Origin of the sequence: Flagellimonas iocasae, from assembly GCF_042682725.1 — a bacterium.
Classification (GTDB): Bacteria; Bacteroidota; Bacteroidia; order Flavobacteriales; family Flavobacteriaceae; genus Flagellimonas; species Flagellimonas iocasae.
Window position 1 is genome coordinate 173,412 of the sequence record NZ_JBHUHU010000001.1, and the last position, 17,217, is coordinate 190,628.

General features: G+C 43.2%; 15 protein-coding genes. 5 read left to right on the top strand and 10 right to left on the bottom strand.

All coding sequences use genetic code 11. The features are described 5' to 3' along the window. Positions 1–42: 42 nt before the first annotated feature. The 5 genes from ACFSJE_RS00750 to ACFSJE_RS00770 all read right to left on the bottom strand — a co-directional run bounded on the left by ACFSJE_RS00750 (position 43) and on the right by ACFSJE_RS00770 (position 3,746). Positions 43–1,134, bottom strand: a complete 1,092-nt coding sequence (locus ACFSJE_RS00750; protein ID WP_379829063.1) for an SNARE domain-containing protein — start codon at positions 1,132–1,134, stop codon at positions 43–45. A gap of 64 nt (positions 1,135–1,198) precedes the next feature. Next, entirely contained in the window at positions 1,199–1,822 is a 624-nt protein-coding gene (locus tag ACFSJE_RS00755; protein ID WP_379829064.1) for a DUF7151 family protein, read from the bottom strand. A gap of 155 nt (positions 1,823–1,977) precedes the next feature. Next, positions 1,978–2,559, bottom strand: coding sequence for a hypothetical protein (locus ACFSJE_RS00760; protein ID WP_379829065.1), 582 nt, complete (start codon positions 2,557–2,559; stop codon positions 1,978–1,980). A 104-nt stretch (positions 2,560–2,663) separates the two neighbouring features. Next, on the bottom strand, positions 2,664–3,104 hold the full coding sequence (locus ACFSJE_RS00765; protein WP_379829066.1) for a carboxymuconolactone decarboxylase family protein: 441 nt from the start codon (positions 3,102–3,104) through the stop codon (positions 2,664–2,666). 66 nt (positions 3,105–3,170) lie between these two features. Continuing rightward, positions 3,171–3,746 carry a Crp/Fnr family transcriptional regulator gene (locus tag ACFSJE_RS00770; protein WP_379829067.1) on the bottom strand — a complete coding sequence of 192 codons (576 nt, stop codon included), beginning with the start codon at positions 3,744–3,746 and terminating at the stop codon, positions 3,171–3,173. Positions 3,747–3,972: 226 nt separating this feature from the next. On the opposite strand from ACFSJE_RS00770, the gene ACFSJE_RS00775 reads away from it, so the two are divergent. From ACFSJE_RS00775 to ACFSJE_RS00790, 4 genes are all read left to right on the top strand, one after another. Then, positions 3,973–4,377 (top strand): hypothetical protein, encoded by a 405-nt coding sequence (locus tag ACFSJE_RS00775; RefSeq protein ID WP_379829068.1) that lies wholly within the window; start codon positions 3,973–3,975, stop codon positions 4,375–4,377. A 153-nt stretch (positions 4,378–4,530) separates the two neighbouring features. Next, on the top strand, positions 4,531–5,613 hold the full coding sequence (locus ACFSJE_RS00780) for an efflux RND transporter periplasmic adaptor subunit (RefSeq protein WP_379829069.1): 1,083 nt from the start codon (positions 4,531–4,533) through the stop codon (positions 5,611–5,613). A gap of 25 nt (positions 5,614–5,638) precedes the next feature. Further along, positions 5,639–8,905 carry an efflux RND transporter permease subunit gene (locus ACFSJE_RS00785; protein ID WP_379829070.1) on the top strand — a complete coding sequence of 1,089 codons (3,267 nt, stop codon included), beginning with the start codon at positions 5,639–5,641 and terminating at the stop codon, positions 8,903–8,905. Next, positions 8,865–10,322: a TolC family protein gene (locus ACFSJE_RS00790; protein ID WP_379829071.1), complete on the top strand. Its 1,458-nt coding sequence runs from the start codon at positions 8,865–8,867 to the stop codon at positions 10,320–10,322. The genes ACFSJE_RS00785 and ACFSJE_RS00790 overlap by 41 nt, the downstream gene beginning before the upstream one ends. A 130-nt stretch (positions 10,323–10,452) precedes the next feature. On the opposite strand, the gene ACFSJE_RS00795 is transcribed toward ACFSJE_RS00790, so the two are convergent. The 5 genes from ACFSJE_RS00795 to gndA form a co-directional block, all read right to left on the bottom strand. Beyond that, positions 10,453–10,944 carry a YybH family protein gene (locus ACFSJE_RS00795; protein WP_379829072.1) on the bottom strand — a complete coding sequence of 164 codons (492 nt, stop codon included), beginning with the start codon at positions 10,942–10,944 and terminating at the stop codon, positions 10,453–10,455. A gap of 82 nt (positions 10,945–11,026) precedes the next feature. Next, positions 11,027–13,060 (bottom strand): S9 family peptidase, encoded by a 2,034-nt coding sequence (locus ACFSJE_RS00800; protein WP_379829073.1) that lies wholly within the window; start codon positions 13,058–13,060, stop codon positions 11,027–11,029. A gap of 73 nt (positions 13,061–13,133) precedes the next feature. Then, positions 13,134–13,274: a hypothetical protein gene (locus ACFSJE_RS00805; protein WP_379829074.1), complete on the bottom strand. Its 141-nt coding sequence runs from the start codon at positions 13,272–13,274 to the stop codon at positions 13,134–13,136. A 10-nt stretch (positions 13,275–13,284) separates the two neighbouring features. Further along, positions 13,285–14,049, bottom strand: a complete 765-nt coding sequence (locus ACFSJE_RS00810; protein ID WP_379829075.1) for a mechanosensitive ion channel family protein — start codon at positions 14,047–14,049, stop codon at positions 13,285–13,287. 37 nt (positions 14,050–14,086) lie between these two features. Next, on the bottom strand, positions 14,087–15,496 hold the full coding sequence (gene gndA, locus ACFSJE_RS00815) for an NADP-dependent phosphogluconate dehydrogenase (protein ID WP_379829076.1): 1,410 nt from the start codon (positions 15,494–15,496) through the stop codon (positions 14,087–14,089). 163 nt (positions 15,497–15,659) lie between these two features. On the opposite strand from gndA, the gene zwf reads away from it, so the two are divergent. Continuing rightward, on the top strand, positions 15,660–17,189 hold the full coding sequence (gene zwf / locus ACFSJE_RS00820) for a glucose-6-phosphate dehydrogenase (protein WP_379829077.1): 1,530 nt from the start codon (positions 15,660–15,662) through the stop codon (positions 17,187–17,189). Positions 17,190–17,217 lie beyond the last annotated feature (28 nt).

Here is a 17,217-nt window from a genome sequence, read left to right on the forward strand (position 1 = left end):
GGGCCGCTGATCAGCGGCCCTTTTTTTATTCTGTTAATCTTATTATTGTTGAGACGACTTTTCAATCTTATCCAATCGTTCTGATAGTGTTTTGATAAGCTTGTTTTGTTCTGTCAACTCCTCATTGATATTTTTAAGGTTCTCAATTTCCTTTTGCTGTTGAATGGTGTGCAAGGTCAATTCCTCTATCTTTTGGAGCAATTTTGCATCCATTTGACCCAAACGAACCCCATCTTTCTTGATTTCCTCGGCACTTGGCACATTAGGAAGGTGTCCATGCTCTGCAATATAGGATTCAATCTCCTTCAAGCTAGGAAGGTTGAAATCTTTCTCAAAGACAAAATCAGGCCAGTCCTCACTCAATAATACGGTTACTCCTTCGGCGATCATGGTGCCATCAATGGCTACCATATATCCTGTTGGAACAGTTGCAGTGCCAATGCTCACATTTCCGGTTGAATAGGAAATATCATTCCCTGCAATTGTCCAAGGTGTAAGATCACCTGCGATGGAAGAACCATTCAAAAGGATGTTTGTGGCGTTCAAAGTTCCTGCAACGTCCAATGTAAAACCAGGATTGGTAGTGCCAATACCAACGTTTCCGGTGTTATAGAAAATATCGTTGGTTGCTGTCGTCCATTGCGAACTCTGCAATGCAGCACCGTTAACAGATATGCTTGTAGCGTTGAAAGAACCAGCTACATCCAGAAGAAATCCGGGTGTATCGGTTCCAATCCCCACGTTTCCAGCATTGTAAAAGGCATTGCTTCCATTTAGATTCCAAGGGGACAATCCTTCTAATGGGGAACCATTCAATAAAATGTTGGTCGCATTCAACGTACCGTCCACATCCAATGTAAATGAAGGGCTGCTAGTGCCTATACCAATATTACCGCCGGTGTAGAAGGCGTCGTTTCCTGAGACATTCCATGGAGAGCTCTGTAGGGGAGCACCATCCACGAATAAATCAGTAACAAAAAGTTCCGAAGCATTTATAGAACCTGCAACATCTAGATTGAAGGCAGGTGATAATGTTCCAATCCCAACATTTCCTGAAGCGGGAAAGGAATTCTGTCCGTAAGTTGTTGCGCAAACGATAAATAATAGCGCAATAAGTGGGGTAATTTTTTTCATGATCTTTTTTAAATTGATAAGTTGATCGCCGTATGGTTTAATTTCCAATAAAGTGGAAACGATATTATTCGTATTCTCTTAATTCAAATGATAGATTGATGAAATTGTCTGCAAAAACATTGATTCCATTCTGAAGTTCTAGACGTACTTGGTTATCACCAACCAGTTCTCCCCGAACACCGGTGTGGCTGCTTGGAGTACTGTAAAAGATTACGGTTTTACCAATATCTATGGATCGGTCCAAAGTACCAAGGTATATTCCCTCGGACTCTCTTACCCAAGAAATTGAAAGCTCCAAGGAGTTTTCAACAATAGTTGTCACAGGGTCTCCAGTGTTAGCCTGACTTAATAATGAAACATAGCTTTGGTATACAAAACCAGTAGGGTCTGAGTTACAGAGGTATTCAGAGCTTTCAACTTCAGCTGTCTCCAATTCACCATTGCCGTTAGCATCTAAACCAACATCAAGCCTGTAGCCGCCATTGGTGCAATTTACGCCTGGCTGCTCTATTACGGTGGTTATTAGACTGTTAAGTCCATTTGTGCCATCAGTTCCATCGGTGCCGTCCACACCATCTGTTCCGTCTCTTCCATTCATACCATCAGCTCCGTCTTCGGAACTACATGCTAAAACAGAAAGAAAAATGGAAACAAGTACAAGTAATCTGAAAGGTAAACTTTTTCTCATGGGGTTAAGTAGAATTAAGTTTTTAGCTGCTAAAAATAGGGATCCATTCTCTATCAATGCTAAATCTTAAGACGGAAAGTACAAAAAATCGGATGAACTGCATGGGAATGGATTTACTTTACCTGTCCCCACGACAAAGGACAAATAATTAACATTTAATCAGACACTTTAAAGGATTTGACAATTGTCAAGAATGTATTTTTGAAGCGCTGTTTTTTGCTTTTTAAGGTCCATGACATAATCATGTAAATCTTATCGTTTCCCTCTATAAAAGTCAGAAAATAGGTAAGATCTTCCTCAATGTTGTCAATCTTGGCATCAATTTCAACAGATTCGGTAGTCAATCCAGAAATGGTCATTTTACTGGGTTTGGATTGATAGGTAATATCCATCCGCTGCGATAGACGTTTCAACTGAATGTCACGGTAGAGACCAATACTGGACTTCTCCTTGTACTCCAGCACCCTAGACGCATCAACAAATTCCTGTTTGGGTTCATCAATTATGATTGTATAGATTTCGTCATGAATGTTTTGGTACTGTAGCGAGGCATCACTATTTAATGCGGTGGTCTTTTGCATACTTCTTGGAAGACGAATACTGTACTCCTTGGGAACAGTGACTGTGGCGAAATCTTCCGTAGTTGCGGTTCCTTCAGGATTCTTCTTCCCATCCACACAGGAAACCAGAAAAAGTGAGAGAGCGATAGAAAGGATAAATACAGGTTTTATTTTCATGGATGGGATTGCAAATTATAGGAAACGAAATAAAGGGAATTATTTCACAAAACCATAAAAAGACCCCATTAACTGGGGCCTCATACAATTGAAATGATAAAACCTTACCCCTCAATGGGTTTGTGGGTACTGATGGCGATTCTGTTCCACGCATTGATGGTGACCACAGCCATAATAATTTGCGCCACGTAGTGCTCATCAAATAATTTGATAGCTTTTTGATAGGTTTCCGAAGTCAATCCATTTTTATGGATTAAGGTGACTTCTTCAGTTATCTTTAAGATCACCTGTTCTTCCTTGGAAAACAAATCGGTTTCCCACCATGCTTCCAACAAGAATAAGCGTTGTGGGCTTTCCCCCAGTTTTAGTGCATCTTGGGTATGCATGTTTATGCAAAACGCACAACCATTGATTTGACTCGCTCTGGTTTTGATGAGTTCGTAGTGGATTTTGCTCAATGATCCTTGTTGCAAATATTTTTCGAGTCCGAACATACCTTTAAAGGCATGAGGTTCTACAGCATCAATTTGAATTCTTTTTTCCATGATTTTTAAGTTTTTTGAATACAGGGCGAAGGTATCCCATGTCTATTCTAAAAAACTTAAACAGGTTTAAGAACGCTTTTTAGCGCGTATTTCGCTCACATATTCTGGTGTGAGTCCTAGAAATGAAGCAATCAAATATTGGGGTACACGTTGAGCAAATTCTGGAAAATGCTCAGTAAAGTGAAAGTAGATTTCCTCTTTGGAAAAATCGTACAGATATTTCATCTTCATCAACGATGAACCATAAGCAATTTGGTACATGATCCTAAAATACCGTTCAAGTTGGGGAAATTCTTTGAGCAGTTGCTCTTGCTTTTCAAAGCTGATGGAAAGCAATTGGGTATCCTCAACCGCCTGAATGGTAAATCCTGTTTTGGTCTGACCCAAATAAGCCAAGTTGTCGGTCATCCACCAATTGTCAATGGCAAATTGAACGGTTCGTTCCACCCCCTTCTCATTGGTAAAATACAAGTGGAGGCAACCTTTTAGCACGAAGAAGTTTTGGTTGCAGAAACTACCAGCCTCAATCAAAACCTGTTTTTTGGATATTTTTTCAAATTCGAAAAACGAACTAATTCGGTTAAAATCCTCTGGACTAATCGCACTGAACTTGTTGATATGGGTAAAAAGTTGCTCTGACATTTGTGTTTCAAAAATAAAAAGAAAGCGGTTCTAAACGTTTTCTTATCAAAATACTATTCATCGATAAACTTTTGTTAAAACAAAGAGAATTATTTTGCAGTTAATTTATTTCTAGGAAAGAAGTACGATAGTTTTTGTAAAAATGATAGGGTTAAGCGGAATTTTAACCATTATTAACGATCACTATTTGTGCGGATAGTTCCAGTGACATAGTTTTGTTGCCCAAATGAAAAAAGCGTTCGCAAAATATTTGTTTCCTCTGTTCATCCTACTGTTGGGGGGATTCATAAATCATTTATATGCTGATGCACAGAACAGTATAGATGATGAAAACGCTTGTTACGTAGAGTACCACTTCATTGAACATACCTCTGTAAACACCCCTCAAATTGACATTGAAAAGAGCCTCTTCGCAGAAGTTACCGATGTTGAGGAACAAGAGGAAAGAGATGAAGACGCAGCATCTTTTAATACAGATGTACAGTTTGGCAGTTACTTGACTGCCTTTTTTTATGCCTCAGTTTCTGAGCAACAATTTAGAGCGCTTGAAATAAACCTTGGGTTTACCGAGCCCACTTCCATTACCGCACCCTTTAGGCGGCATATTCGGTTTCAAGTATTTAGAATTTAAGATTGCATTCCTAAAGTAGTCCCGTGACTTCCATGGGCACTTTTTTACCAACCCGTTGAATTTTTTCAGCAATCGGGGTACGTCCATCCTAAACTGAATTTGGACTTACCCCAAAACATTTCTCAAAAACCATTTTTTTAAACCCGTAACATTATGAGGAGAATTCCCATGTTCATTGGCTTGTTTGTATTGCTTAGCCATACAAGCTGCGAGTCCAAAAAACACGAAAAAGAGGACCAAACCAAATACCTAGTGAGCAGCCCAATTAGAAAAGACACCGCCATTACCAAAGATTATGTGTGCCAAATCCATTCCATAAGACATATTGAGCTCCGGGCTCTGGAAAAAGGCTATTTACAGCATATTTCTGTTGATGAAGGCCAGCAAGTAAAAAAAGGGCAACAGATGTTCCACATTATGCCCAACGTTTATCAAGCTGATTTACAAAAAGCAAAAGCGGAAGCTGAAGTAGCCGAAATCGAATACAAAAATACCAAGCTATTGGCCGATAGCAATGTGGTTTCCGAAAATGAATTGGCCATGGCCAAAGCCGAATACGATCGTGCTAAAGCTGAGGTCACCCTAGCGGAAACCCACTTGGGCTTTACCGATATCCGTGCACCATTTGATGGTATCATGGACCACTTGGAAGCAAGGGAGGGAAGCCTTTTGGATGAAGGTGAGCTATTGACCACACTTTCCGACAACAGCAAAATGTGGGTCTATTTCAACGTTCCAGAAGCGGAGTACTTGGATTACATTACCAGTGCCAACAAGGATAGCAAGCCTTCCGTGGACCTTTTAATGGCGAACAACAAAAAATTCAACCAATCTGGAGTTGTGGAAACCATTGAAGGGGAGTTCAACAATGAAACTGGTAACATTGCCTTCCGGGCCACTTTTGACAATCCAGATGGTATCCTCCGTCATGGAGAAACAGGAAGCATTTTGATGCGGGTTCCTTTGGAAAAAGCCATGCTTATCCCTCAAAAAGCAACATTTGAAGTGTTGGACAAAAAATATGTTTTCGTATTGGACAAAGACGATAAGGTGCAACAACGCGAAATTATCGTAGGAGCAGAATTGCCTCATCTTTTTGTAGTTGAAAAGGGATTATCGGAGAATGATAAGGTCTTGTTGGAAGGTATTCGAATGGTGAGAAACGGTGAGAAGATTCATTATGAGTTCGAGAAACCGGAGAAGATCTTGTCCAACTTAGAGTTATACGCAGAGTAGTACAAATCCCATAATCTTCTAAAAGATGTTTAAAAAATTTATTCATAGGCCCGTATTGGCAATTGTGATCTCTGTGATCATTGTCTTTACCGGTCTACTTGCCATAAAGCAACTGCCCATATCGCAGTTTCCCCAGATTGCGCCAACCACGGTCAATATTTTTATCGCGTATCCTGGATCGAGCGCGGACGTGTTGGTGAAATCGACCCTGATTCCTTTGGAAACCTCTATCAACGGGGTACAGGGAATGCGATATATTGCCTCCGACGCCACCAGTGCCGGGGAAGGTACATTGCGTGTGATCTTTGAACCGGGAACCGACCCCAACCAAGCGGTGGTTCGGGTTAAAACCCGGGTGGACCAGGTGATGCCGTTGCTTCCAGAATTGGTACAGCGTGAAGGGGTAATCATTACCCCCGTACAGCCCAGTATGTTGATGTACGTGAACCTGTACAGCGACGCCAAAAACAACGACGAAAAATTCCTTTACAACTACGCTTATACCAAAATGATTCCTGAAATCCAGCGAATCAACGGTATTGCAAGTGCCCAGATATTGGGTAGCCGGAAATTCGCTATGCGGGTGTGGTTAAAACCAGACCGTATGCGTGCGTACAACGTATCCGCAGAGGAGATTTTGGAGGCCATGGAAGACCAAAGTATTTTGGCCAGACCAGGTCGATTGGGACAGAGCTCGGGTAAAAGGGCCCAGTCCATCGAATACGTATTGGCGTACCAAGACCGATATAGCGAACCAGAGCAATACAAAGACATCATCATCAAATCGAATGAGGAGGGCGAAATCTTGAAATTGGGCGATTTGGCCGATGTAGAATTGGGTAGTGAGTTCTTTGATATCTATTCCAACTTGGATGGTAAGCCATCGGCTTCCATCGTATTGAAACAGACCTTTGGTAGTAACGGTAGCGATGTTATCGCGTCGGTGAAGGACAAATTAAAGGAACTGGAAGCGGAAATGCCTCCGGGAATCGACTATAAAATCAGCTATGACGTGTCCAACTTCTTGGATGCATCGATAGAACAAGTACTCCACACACTTCGAGATGCCTTTATTTTGGTGGCCATTGTGGTGTTCCTGTTCTTGGGCGATTGGCGTTCCACCCTTATTCCGATTATCGCTGTGCCCGTTTCCTTGATTGGAGCCTTCTTTGTGATGCAGCTCTTCGGACTGTCTATCAACCTGATTACCCTGTTCGCCCTCGTTTTGGCGATTGGTATTGTGGTGGATAACGCCATTGTGGTGGTGGAAGCTGTCCACGTGAAGATGCACGAGGAAAACCTTACACCCTACAAAGCTTCGTATGAGGTATTGGGTGAAATTGGTGGGGCCATTATCGCCATTACTTTAGTAATGACCTCGGTATTTATCCCTATTTCCTTCATGACAGGACCAGTTGGGGTATTCTATCGACAGTTCTCCATTACCATGGCGGGATCTATTGTCATTTCGGCCATTGTGGCCTTGACCTTGACCCCGGTACTGTGTGCGATGATGTTGAAAAACACCCATGGTCAACCAAGGAGAAAATCGCCCGTAAATCGCTTCATCGACTGGTTCAATGCAAAGTTTGAAAAGCTCACAGGTAGATATGTGGGCGTGCTGAACAAAATTGTGAACCGTAGAGTGGTCACTTTTGGGGTATTGCTGGCCTTCTGCGCGGGTATTTTCTTTACCAATCAGGTGTTGCCTGCCGGATTTATCCCCAATGAGGACCAAGGGATGATTTATGCAATTATCCAAACACCTCCCGGAGCCACGTTGGAAAGAACCAATGATGTGGCCCGAAAACTTCAGAAAATATGTGAAGAAACCGAAGGGGTAGAATCCGTTTCATCATTGGCTGGATACGAAATCATGACCGAGGGTCGTGGTTCCAATGCTGGTACCTGTCTCATCAACTTAAAACCATGGTCGCAACGGGAACACTCCGTACACGAGATCATGGAAGAGTTAGAGGAAGAGACCAAGGATCTTGGTGCAGTAATCGAATACTTCGAGCCCCCAGCTGTACCAGGTTTTGGTTCTTCCGGTGGTTTCTCCATGCGTTTGTTGGACAAGACCAATGGTACCGACTACCACGAGTTCGAGCGTATCAACAACGAATTTATGGATAACCTTCGTAAGCGTAAGGAGTTGACCGGTTTGTTCACCTTCTTCGCTGCCAATTATCCACAGTACGAGTTGAAAATCAACAACAAAGCTGCTATGCAGAAGGGCGTTTCCATCGGAAAAGCTATGGAAAATCTAAACATCCTTATCGGTAGTACCTATGAGCAGGGCTTTATCCGCTTTGGGCGATTCTTTAAGGTGTATACCCAAGCGGCTCCGGAATACCGCGCACTGCCTTCAGACCTTGAAAAATTGTTCGTTAAGAATGAGGAGGGTGAAATGGTTCCCTATTCCGCCTTTATGACAATGGAAAAACGATTGGGCCCCAATGAGATTACACGCTACAACCTGTATAACTCAGCGGCCATTCGTGGGCTTCCAGCAGCTGGATTCACCAGTGGGGATGCCATCAAAGCCATTCAGGAAGTGGCTGAGCAAAGTTTACCCAGAGGGTATGATATTGCTTGGGAAGGACTTTCGTATGATGAGGCACAACGCGGTAACGAATCCATTTACATTTTTATAGTGGTATTGATTTTCGTTTACTTGGTGTTGGCTGCCCAATATGAAAGTTTCTTATTACCGCTGGCTGTAATCCTGTCCCTGCCTGTCGGGGTGTTCGGTTCCTTCTTCCTACTGAAATTGATGGGCTTGAGTAACGACGTTTACGCGCAGATTGGTATGATTATGTTGGTGGGACTGCTGGGCAAAAACGCGGTATTGATTGTGGAGTTTGCGGTGCAGAAGCATCGACAGGGAGCCACCATTTTAGCTGCGGCCATTGAAGGGTCCAAACAGCGTTTCAGACCTATTTTGATGACATCGTTTGCCTTTATCGCTGGTTTGATTCCGTTGGTAGTGGCTACAGGAGCTGGTGCTATCGGAAACCGTACTATTGGGGGTTCTGCCCTCGGTGGGATGCTCATCGGTACCCTATTTGGGGTATTGGTGATACCGGGTCTATACTACATCTTCGCTAAAATGGCGGAAGGCAAGAGTCTTATTCGGGATGAACATGACGAACCAATTTCCGAAGAGTTCTTCAAAACAAGTGATGATAGTAAACTTCGAGCTCGTTTGCGTGAAGTGAATCGACTTTTGAAAAAAATGACCACAAGAAATGGAAACAATAAGAAAAAAGGGAGCAAAGATGAAGAATAGAAAATCATATCTGTTAGGCGTTCTCGCCATAGTCGCCCTGTATTCTTGTGTGCCTACGCGGGAGATTCGGGATGAAAATACCGCCGTTCCAGAGCAATATCAGAATCAATCTACGGATACCACAAATACCGGTTTGGTGCAATGGCGGGAGTTTTTTAAAGACCCCAATCTTGTGGCTTTGATTGATACCGCTTTGGTGAACAACCAGGAGTTGAACATAATGCTTCAACAGGTGGATATTGCCAAGAATATCATTAAGGCTAAAAAAGGGGAATACCTCCCTTTTGTGAATATCCAAGCGGGAGCCGAAGTGGAAAAAGTGGGAGAATATACCCGAAATGGTGCTGTTGAGAAGAACCTCGAGGTTAAGGAGGGGGAGGAGTTCCCCGAACCACTTACCAATTATATGGTGGGTGCCTTTGCCACCTGGGAACTGGATGTTTGGAAAAAGTTGCGCAATGAAAAGAAAGCGGCCGTTTTTGAATACCTGTCCAGTGTTGAAGGTAAAAACTTCATGGTGACCAATTTGGTGGCTGAGATTGCGGACTCCTATTATGAATTGATGGCTTTGGACAACCAATTGGCCATTATTGACCAGAACTTGGAGATACAGCAGAATGCCTTAAAAATGGTAAAGCTGCAGAAGCAAGCTGCCCGTGCCACGGAATTGGCGGTGAAGCGTTTTCAGGCTGAGGTTTTGAAAAACCAAAGCCACAAATACGAAATCCATCAGGAAATCGTGGAAACGGAGAACCGACTGAATTTCTTGATTGGTAGGTCGCCTCAACCAATTCAAAGGACTTCGGATAATTTCATTGAAACGCCTATTGACACCATTTATGCCGGGATACCTTCGCAATTGCTGCAAAACCGTCCAGATGTGCGTCAAGCGGAATACGAATTGGCAGCGGCCAAATTGGACACCAAGGCGGCCAAGGCCAGTTTTTATCCACAATTTACGATAAAAGCAGGTTTGGGTCTTGAAGCATTCGATACCAAATACCTCACCACCACACCAGAGTCTGTTCTGTATTCTGCTATTGGTGATATGGTTGCTCCTTTGATCAACAGAAATGCAATCAAGGCGCAGTACAAGAATGCCACAGACCGACAATTGCAAGCGGTTTACGAATATGAAAAGGCCATTCTGAATGCCTATATCGAAGTGGCAAATCAGTTGTCCAACATCGACAACCTAAAACAGAGCTATGAATTGAAAGACGGTCAAGTACAGGCTTTAACGGAGTCCATTGATTTGTCCACACGATTGTTCCAATCTGCCCGAGTGGAATATATTGAAGTGCTATTGGCACAGCGTGAGGCATTGGAATCCAAAATGGAGCTTGTAGAGACCAAAAAAGACCAGCTGCTCGCCCAGGTGACCATGTACCGAGCGTTAGGTGGCGGCTGGAATTAGATTGCCCCAAATTAAGGATTGATAGTGTTGTTGTGCCTACTTAGCAGGCTATTGGTCATCTCAAAAGTGAAAGCCGCTGCTACAATTGTAACAGCGGCTTTCTAATTTTTTTTTGGAATATACGAAACACTTATTCAACAATCGCGGAAGCCACCTCTCGGTGAATTCTCCATTTATTATCCTCTTTGTCTTTTTTAAGAATCACAATAAAAGTATCCTGTAATTCAACCGACTCGCCCTTGTCATTGGTGTAATACACTTTACTGGTGCCATAGTCGTAAGCGATGGAATCACTCGCGATAATGGTTTCTTCAGGTGTCATGATAATGCTGTCGTAGCTGAATTTTCCCATGCGTGCCTCGCGTTGCTTTTTGTATTCCAGCCAATCCTCGCTTCCTGGGGAGACTCCTTTCATATCCTCGGTGGCGTACTGGCCTAAATCAGAATAGCGTTTTTCTTTAATGGCCTGTTGAAAAGATGCCCGAAGTTCATTAATGGCATCCACTTCGGCGGCAACATCAATGGTTTCAACAACGGGTTCTTCTACCGTAACCTCGGAATTCTTTGGTGTTTGATTACAGGCTAATGCAAGAAATGTTAATGGAAAAATGATTTTTTTCATCATACATAATTTAAGGTTGGTGTTTAATTCAGTAGTAATATACTGATTCTTAGTATTCTGAAAAAAGCATCTCTTTAAATCTTTAGTCCTTGTCTTTGTATTTCTCAAACCACGCCAAAACGGCTGCAATCTTGGCAATCAGATTACTAGGGCGATTGGCAATTCCATGTGAAGCTCCCGGAATGCGAACCATCGCCGTTTCCACATTTTGTAATTTCAATGCGGCATAAAACTGTTCAGATTCTGCAATTGGGGTCCGGTAATCCTCTTCACCGGTCAATAACATGGTTGGGGTGGTTACATTGCCCACATAGGTCAACGGAGAGCGACGCATATAGTTTTCTGGGTCTTCCCAAGGTTTTTTGCCAAACCAATATTTCGCAAAAAACGGAATGGCATCCGAATACAACACAAAACTGCTCCAGTTGATAACAGGTTTGGCAACCACAGCAGCTTTAAATCGGTTTGTTTTGCCCACAATCCACGCGGTGAGCACACCGCCGCCACTACCACCGGTCACAAAAAGGTTGTTTTCATCTACATATCCTTTGGTGAGTAGCGCATCTACGCCAGACATTAAATCTTCATAATCGTGGTTGGGATAATCATGATGGATGAGGTTCCCGAATTCTTCACCATAGCTGGTACTACCCCTTGGATTTGTATAGAGCACTACGTAGCCTTCAGCAGCATACGCCTGTATTTCGGCGGAATACACCGAACCATAGCTTTGAAAAGGACCACCATGGATTTCCAAGATCATTGGATATTTTTTGGACGGGTCAAAATCGGGTGGGGTAACCACCCAACCTTGAATTTTACGTTGGTCATAAGAAGACTCCCACCAAATTTCTTCCACATTGCCCAATTTTTTAAAGGCAAAAAGGTCATCATTGAGTGCGGTAAGTCGCTTTTTGTTCTTTTTGATGTCCACCACGGCCAAATCAGCAGGATTTTTTGTGGTTCCGTAGGTATAGGCGAATTTTCCATTGGTTGAAGCCGAAAAACTGGCTCCGTTGTAGGGTCGACCTAAATTCAAACCTCCCAATTCATCAGTAATATCATCCACGGTACCCGACAAACTCATTGTTGCCAATTTGCCCATCCCTTGGTCGGTATAACTAAAATAAAATCCATTGCCTTTGGGGTTCCAGACCATGTCCTCCACATCACGGTCAAAATTTCCAGAAATGAGTTGCGAACCGCTACCGTCTGAATTCATCACATACAATTCGGTCAATTGGTAGCCTTGAAAACGGTCATCATAACCCAAATAGGCAATTTTGGAACCATCAGGTGATAAAACAGGATTGCCATCGGGTCCAAATCGGTCGGTTAGGGGCGTAATCTTGCCATCAGAAATGCTTATGCTGTAGATTTCACTATTGGCTGGTTCAAACTCTTCATCCTTGTGGAAATTGGCACTGAAATACAGTAGTGCATTGTTTTTGGACCAAACCGGACCTCCATGATCAAAATCGGTGAAGGTGAGCTGTTTTGGTGTGCCTCCACTGATGGGCAATGTAAACAATTGCGTATTTCCGCCTTTCAAATAGCCTTGTCCGTCTCCGCGATAGTTCATTTGGTCGATATACTTGGGTGGGTCGTTCCATTTGGCACCTTCGGGTTTTGCCGGAAGCTTCACAATGGACGGATTTTCTTTGGGAACGAACATGCTAAACGCTAAGTACTTGTCATCATAAGACCATGAAACCTGTCCAGGGGATTGGGGTGTGTTCGTCAAGGCCATGGTTTCCTTAGTATCCAACCACATGAGATAAAGTTTCATTTTATCATCGGCCATGTTGGATTTAAAAATGATTTTTGTGCCATCATGCGACCATCTGGGGTAAAAATCATTGTGGTTTCCGGTGGTCAATGGTCGATTGTTGGAACCATCAAAATTAATAATCCAAAGGTTGGATAGGTTTTTATCGGTCATGACATCCTTAAAATTCCGAACATAGATGATTTTGGAACCATCTGGTGAAATTTGAGGGTCGGTGACCATTTCCATATTAAAGATGTCCAAGAGTTCCAAGTTGGACTGCACTTGGCCATATCCCAAAGGGATAAGGGCGACCAATAGCATTAGGTTGATGAGTAGTTTTCTCATTGTATTGCGTTTAGTTGATTACTATTTTGAAGGTGCCAACCGCTTGGCACTTTACTTTATTTGTGGGTTCCGATTATTTTTTCGGAGCATTTTCTCTATTCACATCCAACGTAGGAATTCGAACAATCTCAAAAGTGGATGAGGCCAAAGTCACTTTGCCGTTAGTTTCCAGAATCCTTTTGCCAATTTCCTCGTTAAGAAGATGTTTGGTCATTCGCCGTTTTTTATAGTCCACGATGTATCGCAAATTGAATCCAATTATCGGTCATGGTGATGGCAAGTGTGGGGTCAACTTGGGCGTCTTCAATGTAGTACTTGTTTACGACATCTTTCCACCCAGCGATGGAATTTTTCACATACTCCGACAATTTTTCCTGCGCAACCGAAATTACAATTTGCTTGGCCAATTCCATATCAGAACCATATCGGATAGGAAGGTCAAACTCGTCCCAAACAAAGGGAAAGTCGAGCGAGTAATTGTAAACGGGGCCTTTGAACACAAAAGCATTACTGATTTTAACGATTCGGCCACTGTAATTATCACTGGACACCCATTCGCCAATCTCCATCATGGTGGTGTAAATGCTGTCAATATCTATAACATCACCTTTGATACCGTTTAGCTCGATTCGGTCTCCGGGTTTGTACACCCGCACAAAAAAGATATAAAAAGAACCGGCAATACTCAGAATCAATTCTTGCAAGGTAATAGTAATACCAGCGGTGAGAAGCCCAATGGCAAGGCCAAAATCATTGATGTTTCCGGTAAAATAGGAGATGGTAATGAGGATAATCAGGATATAACCGATAACCTCAATGGCTTTCTGAGCTTTATATTTTAGGGAATTGTCAGGAAGGTTTTTTTTGAGCAATCCTCTTGTCCATTTGATCGAAAGGATAACCAAAACAACCCAAACCAAATACTTAATGATAGCGGTGGCCACCGGATGGTCAATAAGCCACTGTTGTATGTCTGGTATGAGGTCCATTTTGGTTTAATTACATATCATAAGCTCCAAACAGCAGTTATTCCTCCCACTCTGTATGGAAAATCCCTTCTTTGTCCACACGCTCATACGTATGCGAACCAAAGTAGTCGCGCTGCGCCTGAATCAGGTTCAACGGCAAACGGCTGCTCGTATACGCATCAAAATAGGTGAGGGCATTGGACAGTCCGGGTAGTGGAATGCCATTGGTGGCTCCATAGGCAACCAATTCTCGCGCTGCCGCCACGGTTTCCTGCACTTTTTCCACAAAAGAGGGGGACAACAAAAGGTTCTCCAAATTTTCATTGGCTCGGTAAGCTTCGGTGATGTCCGCCAATAAGGCCGCACGAATGATGCAACCTGCACGCCAGATTTTAGCAATCTCACCCAATTCCAGTTCGTAACCGTACTCTTTGGAGGCATCGGCCAATTGGTGCATGCCCTGCGCATAGGTGACGATAAAGGCAAAATAGAGGGCCTGTTCTGCTTTGTTGGTAAAATCAGCTTTGTCAACCGATTTTGGAGTAGGGCGACCATACAATGCATCTGCTTTGACCCGTTCATCCTTGAGGGCGGAAATTTCACGCATACTCACGGCCACATCAATGGTGGGAATGGGAATACCCAAGTCCATTGCATTTTGGGAGGTCCATTTTCCGGTTCCCTTTTGCTTGGCCTTGTCCAATATTTTATCCACGAGATGGCCATCACCCAAATCATCCTTTTGTTCAAAGATTTCTGATGTGATTTCCACCAAAAACGATTGCAATCTACCTGCATTCCAACTGGAAAACGTACCATGGAGTTCTTCGTTGGAGAGTCCGCCTGCCTTTTTCAAAAGATCGTAGATTTCCGAAGTGAGTTGCATCAACCCATATTCAATGCCATTGTGCACCATTTTTACATAGTTTCCGGCAGATTTTGGACCCAAATAGGCCACACAAGGCTCTCCTTTGTATTTCGCGGAAACCGCTTCAAAAATGGGCTTTACGTGTTGATAGGCATCCCGTGAGCCTCCGGGCATAATGCTAGGTCCCAATCGGGCACCTTTAGCTCCGCCGGAAACCCCAGCGCCAAAAAAGTTGATTCCTTTTTCTTTCAGATACGCCTCGCGTCGGTCGGTATCAGTAAAAAAGGAATTCCCGCCATCGATAATGATATCATCTTTATCCAAATGGGGGAGCAAACTTTCAATGACAATGTCCACCACTTTTCCAGCAGGGACCAAAAGCATGATTCTTCGGGGTGTGGCCAATGCATCCACAAAGGTTTTTACATCGGTGGAGGCATTCACTTTTTCTGTATCGCCACCTTCGGAAATCAAGGCATTCACTTTTTCATCATCCAAGTCATTTCCGAATGCTGTAAAGCCATTATCGGCCACATTCAGAATAAAATTGCGTCCCATCACGCCAAGGCCAACGAGCCCAAAATCATACTTCTTTGTCATGTTCTTTATTTTTAACCACTTACGTCAAGTCTACGCTAAGTAGGCCATTATTTGAAATCTGAACCTAAAATAAACCTTATATTCGTTACGCTCAAATAATAATGGCCCCAACTGAAATCGGGATGGCCATTTGAAAGATTCATGCAGCAAAAATCATATAGCTATGAAAAAGACCGATAACCAGATGCTCGTAATTTTTGGGGCATCAGGCGATTTAACCGCTCGAAAATTGATTCCGGGCCTCTTCAATCTCCATTTAGCGGGACACCTCCCCAAAAACTTTGTGGTCTTGGGAGCAAGCCGGAGTGATATGAGTGACGAGGATTTTCGTGATAGAGTGGTATATAAAAGTCCCTACCTGAAGGATAAAATCAAGGATGCTCCAGAAAGTAAAGTAAAAGCATTCGCGGATGTGCTCTACTATGAAGATTTAGGCAAGGATTACGATACAGATTATGCTCCGTTGCGAAAGCGTGTTGAAGCCTTAAAGGATAAGCATGACACCTCTGGGAACATTATCTATTACCTTTCCACACCTCCAACCTTGTATGAGACGGTGGCCAAAAACCTCGCCGATGCTGAAATGAACACCCAAAACCATGGCTGGAAAAGGCTCATTGTGGAAAAACCGTTTGGGTATAGTCTGGAAACCGCCCAAAATCTGAACAAGGGTTTGCACCGATTTTTTGAGGAACATCAGATTTATCGAATAGACCATTATTTGGGAAAGGAAACAGTTCAGAATTTGTTGGTCACACGATTTTCAAATAGCATTTTCGAACCACTTTGGAACCGAAACTACATTCATCATGTGGAAATTACCAATGCCGAGAGTGTTGGGGTTGAAAAACGAGGGGGATATTATGATAAATCGGGTGCGTTGCGCGATATGTTCCAAAACCATTTATTGCAACTTGTTTCTTTGGTGGTAATGGAACCACCGATTGGCGATGATGCAGAAGAAATTCGAAATGAAAAAGTGAAGGCCTTGAAATCCCTACGGGTGATGAAGGACGAACAGACCCTGTACGACAACACCATTCGTGCGCAATATGTAGCTTCGGAAATCAACGGAAATAAAGTGAAAGGCTATCGTGAAGAGGATGGTGTGGACCCAGATTCCACAACCGAAACCTATGCGGCCATCAAATTTTATGTGGACAACTGGCGTTGGCATGGAACTCCGTTTTACGTACGGACGGCCAAACGCATGCCCACCAAGGTTACGGAGATTGTGATTCACTTTAAAGAGCCCCATCATCAAATTTTTCAAGAGTCAGGGATGCATCGGGACAATAAATTGGTCATACGAATTCAACCTGATGAAGGTATTTTGATAAAATTCGGGGTAAAAGTGCCTGGCCAGGGCTTTAAAGTGGAGCGTGCCAATATGGATTTTTACTATTCAAGCTTGGCTGAAACCTATGTCATGGAGGCCTACGAACGTTTGTTGTTGGATGCCATGCAAGGGGATGCCACCCTTTACGCTCGTGCTGATGAAGTTGAGGCCGCTTGGGAATTTGTGGACCCAATCCTTAACTACTGGAAAAGTGGAAAAGATGTCCGCATGTATGGGTATGCCGCCGGTGTTTGGGGTCCCGAAAATGCTGATGATTTAATTGATGGCAATGGTATTTGGCGTAATCCGGGAGAGAATTTGGCCGATGACCCTGGGTATTGTGTGATTTGCTGATTTCAATTAGCAATAAACAATTAACAAT

Excerpts from the sequence above, each read along its gene's own strand:
- ACFSJE_RS00810 (WP_379829075.1), bottom strand. The coding sequence starts at position 14,049 with ATGGACCTCATACCAGACATACAACAGTGGCTTATTGACCATCCGGTG.
- ACFSJE_RS00805 (WP_379829074.1), bottom strand. The coding sequence starts at position 13,274 with ATGACCAAACATCTTCTTAACGAGGAAATTGGCAAAAGGATTCTGGAA.
- ACFSJE_RS00785 (WP_379829070.1), top strand. The coding sequence starts at position 5,639 with ATGTTTAAAAAATTTATTCATAGGCCCGTATTGGCAATTGTGATCTCT.
- ACFSJE_RS00750 (WP_379829063.1), bottom strand. The coding sequence starts at position 1,134 with ATGAAAAAAATTACCCCACTTATTGCGCTATTATTTATCGTTTGCGCA.
- ACFSJE_RS00755 (WP_379829064.1), bottom strand. The coding sequence starts at position 1,822 with ATGAGAAAAAGTTTACCTTTCAGATTACTTGTACTTGTTTCCATTTTT.
- ACFSJE_RS00780 (WP_379829069.1), top strand. The coding sequence starts at position 4,531 with ATGAGGAGAATTCCCATGTTCATTGGCTTGTTTGTATTGCTTAGCCAT.
- ACFSJE_RS00790 (WP_379829071.1), top strand. The coding sequence starts at position 8,865 with ATGGAAACAATAAGAAAAAAGGGAGCAAAGATGAAGAATAGAAAATCA.
- ACFSJE_RS00760 (WP_379829065.1), bottom strand. The coding sequence starts at position 2,559 with ATGAAAATAAAACCTGTATTTATCCTTTCTATCGCTCTCTCACTTTTT.
- zwf (WP_379829077.1), top strand. The coding sequence starts at position 15,660 with ATGAAAAAGACCGATAACCAGATGCTCGTAATTTTTGGGGCATCAGGC.
- ACFSJE_RS00775 (WP_379829068.1), top strand. The coding sequence starts at position 3,973 with ATGAAAAAAGCGTTCGCAAAATATTTGTTTCCTCTGTTCATCCTACTG.
- gndA (WP_379829076.1), bottom strand. The coding sequence starts at position 15,496 with ATGACAAAGAAGTATGATTTTGGGCTCGTTGGCCTTGGCGTGATGGGA.
- ACFSJE_RS00800 (WP_379829073.1), bottom strand. The coding sequence starts at position 13,060 with ATGAGAAAACTACTCATCAACCTAATGCTATTGGTCGCCCTTATCCCT.
- ACFSJE_RS00795 (WP_379829072.1), bottom strand. The coding sequence starts at position 10,944 with ATGAAAAAAATCATTTTTCCATTAACATTTCTTGCATTAGCCTGTAAT.
- ACFSJE_RS00765 (WP_379829066.1), bottom strand. The coding sequence starts at position 3,104 with ATGGAAAAAAGAATTCAAATTGATGCTGTAGAACCTCATGCCTTTAAA.
- ACFSJE_RS00770 (WP_379829067.1), bottom strand. The coding sequence starts at position 3,746 with ATGTCAGAGCAACTTTTTACCCATATCAACAAGTTCAGTGCGATTAGT.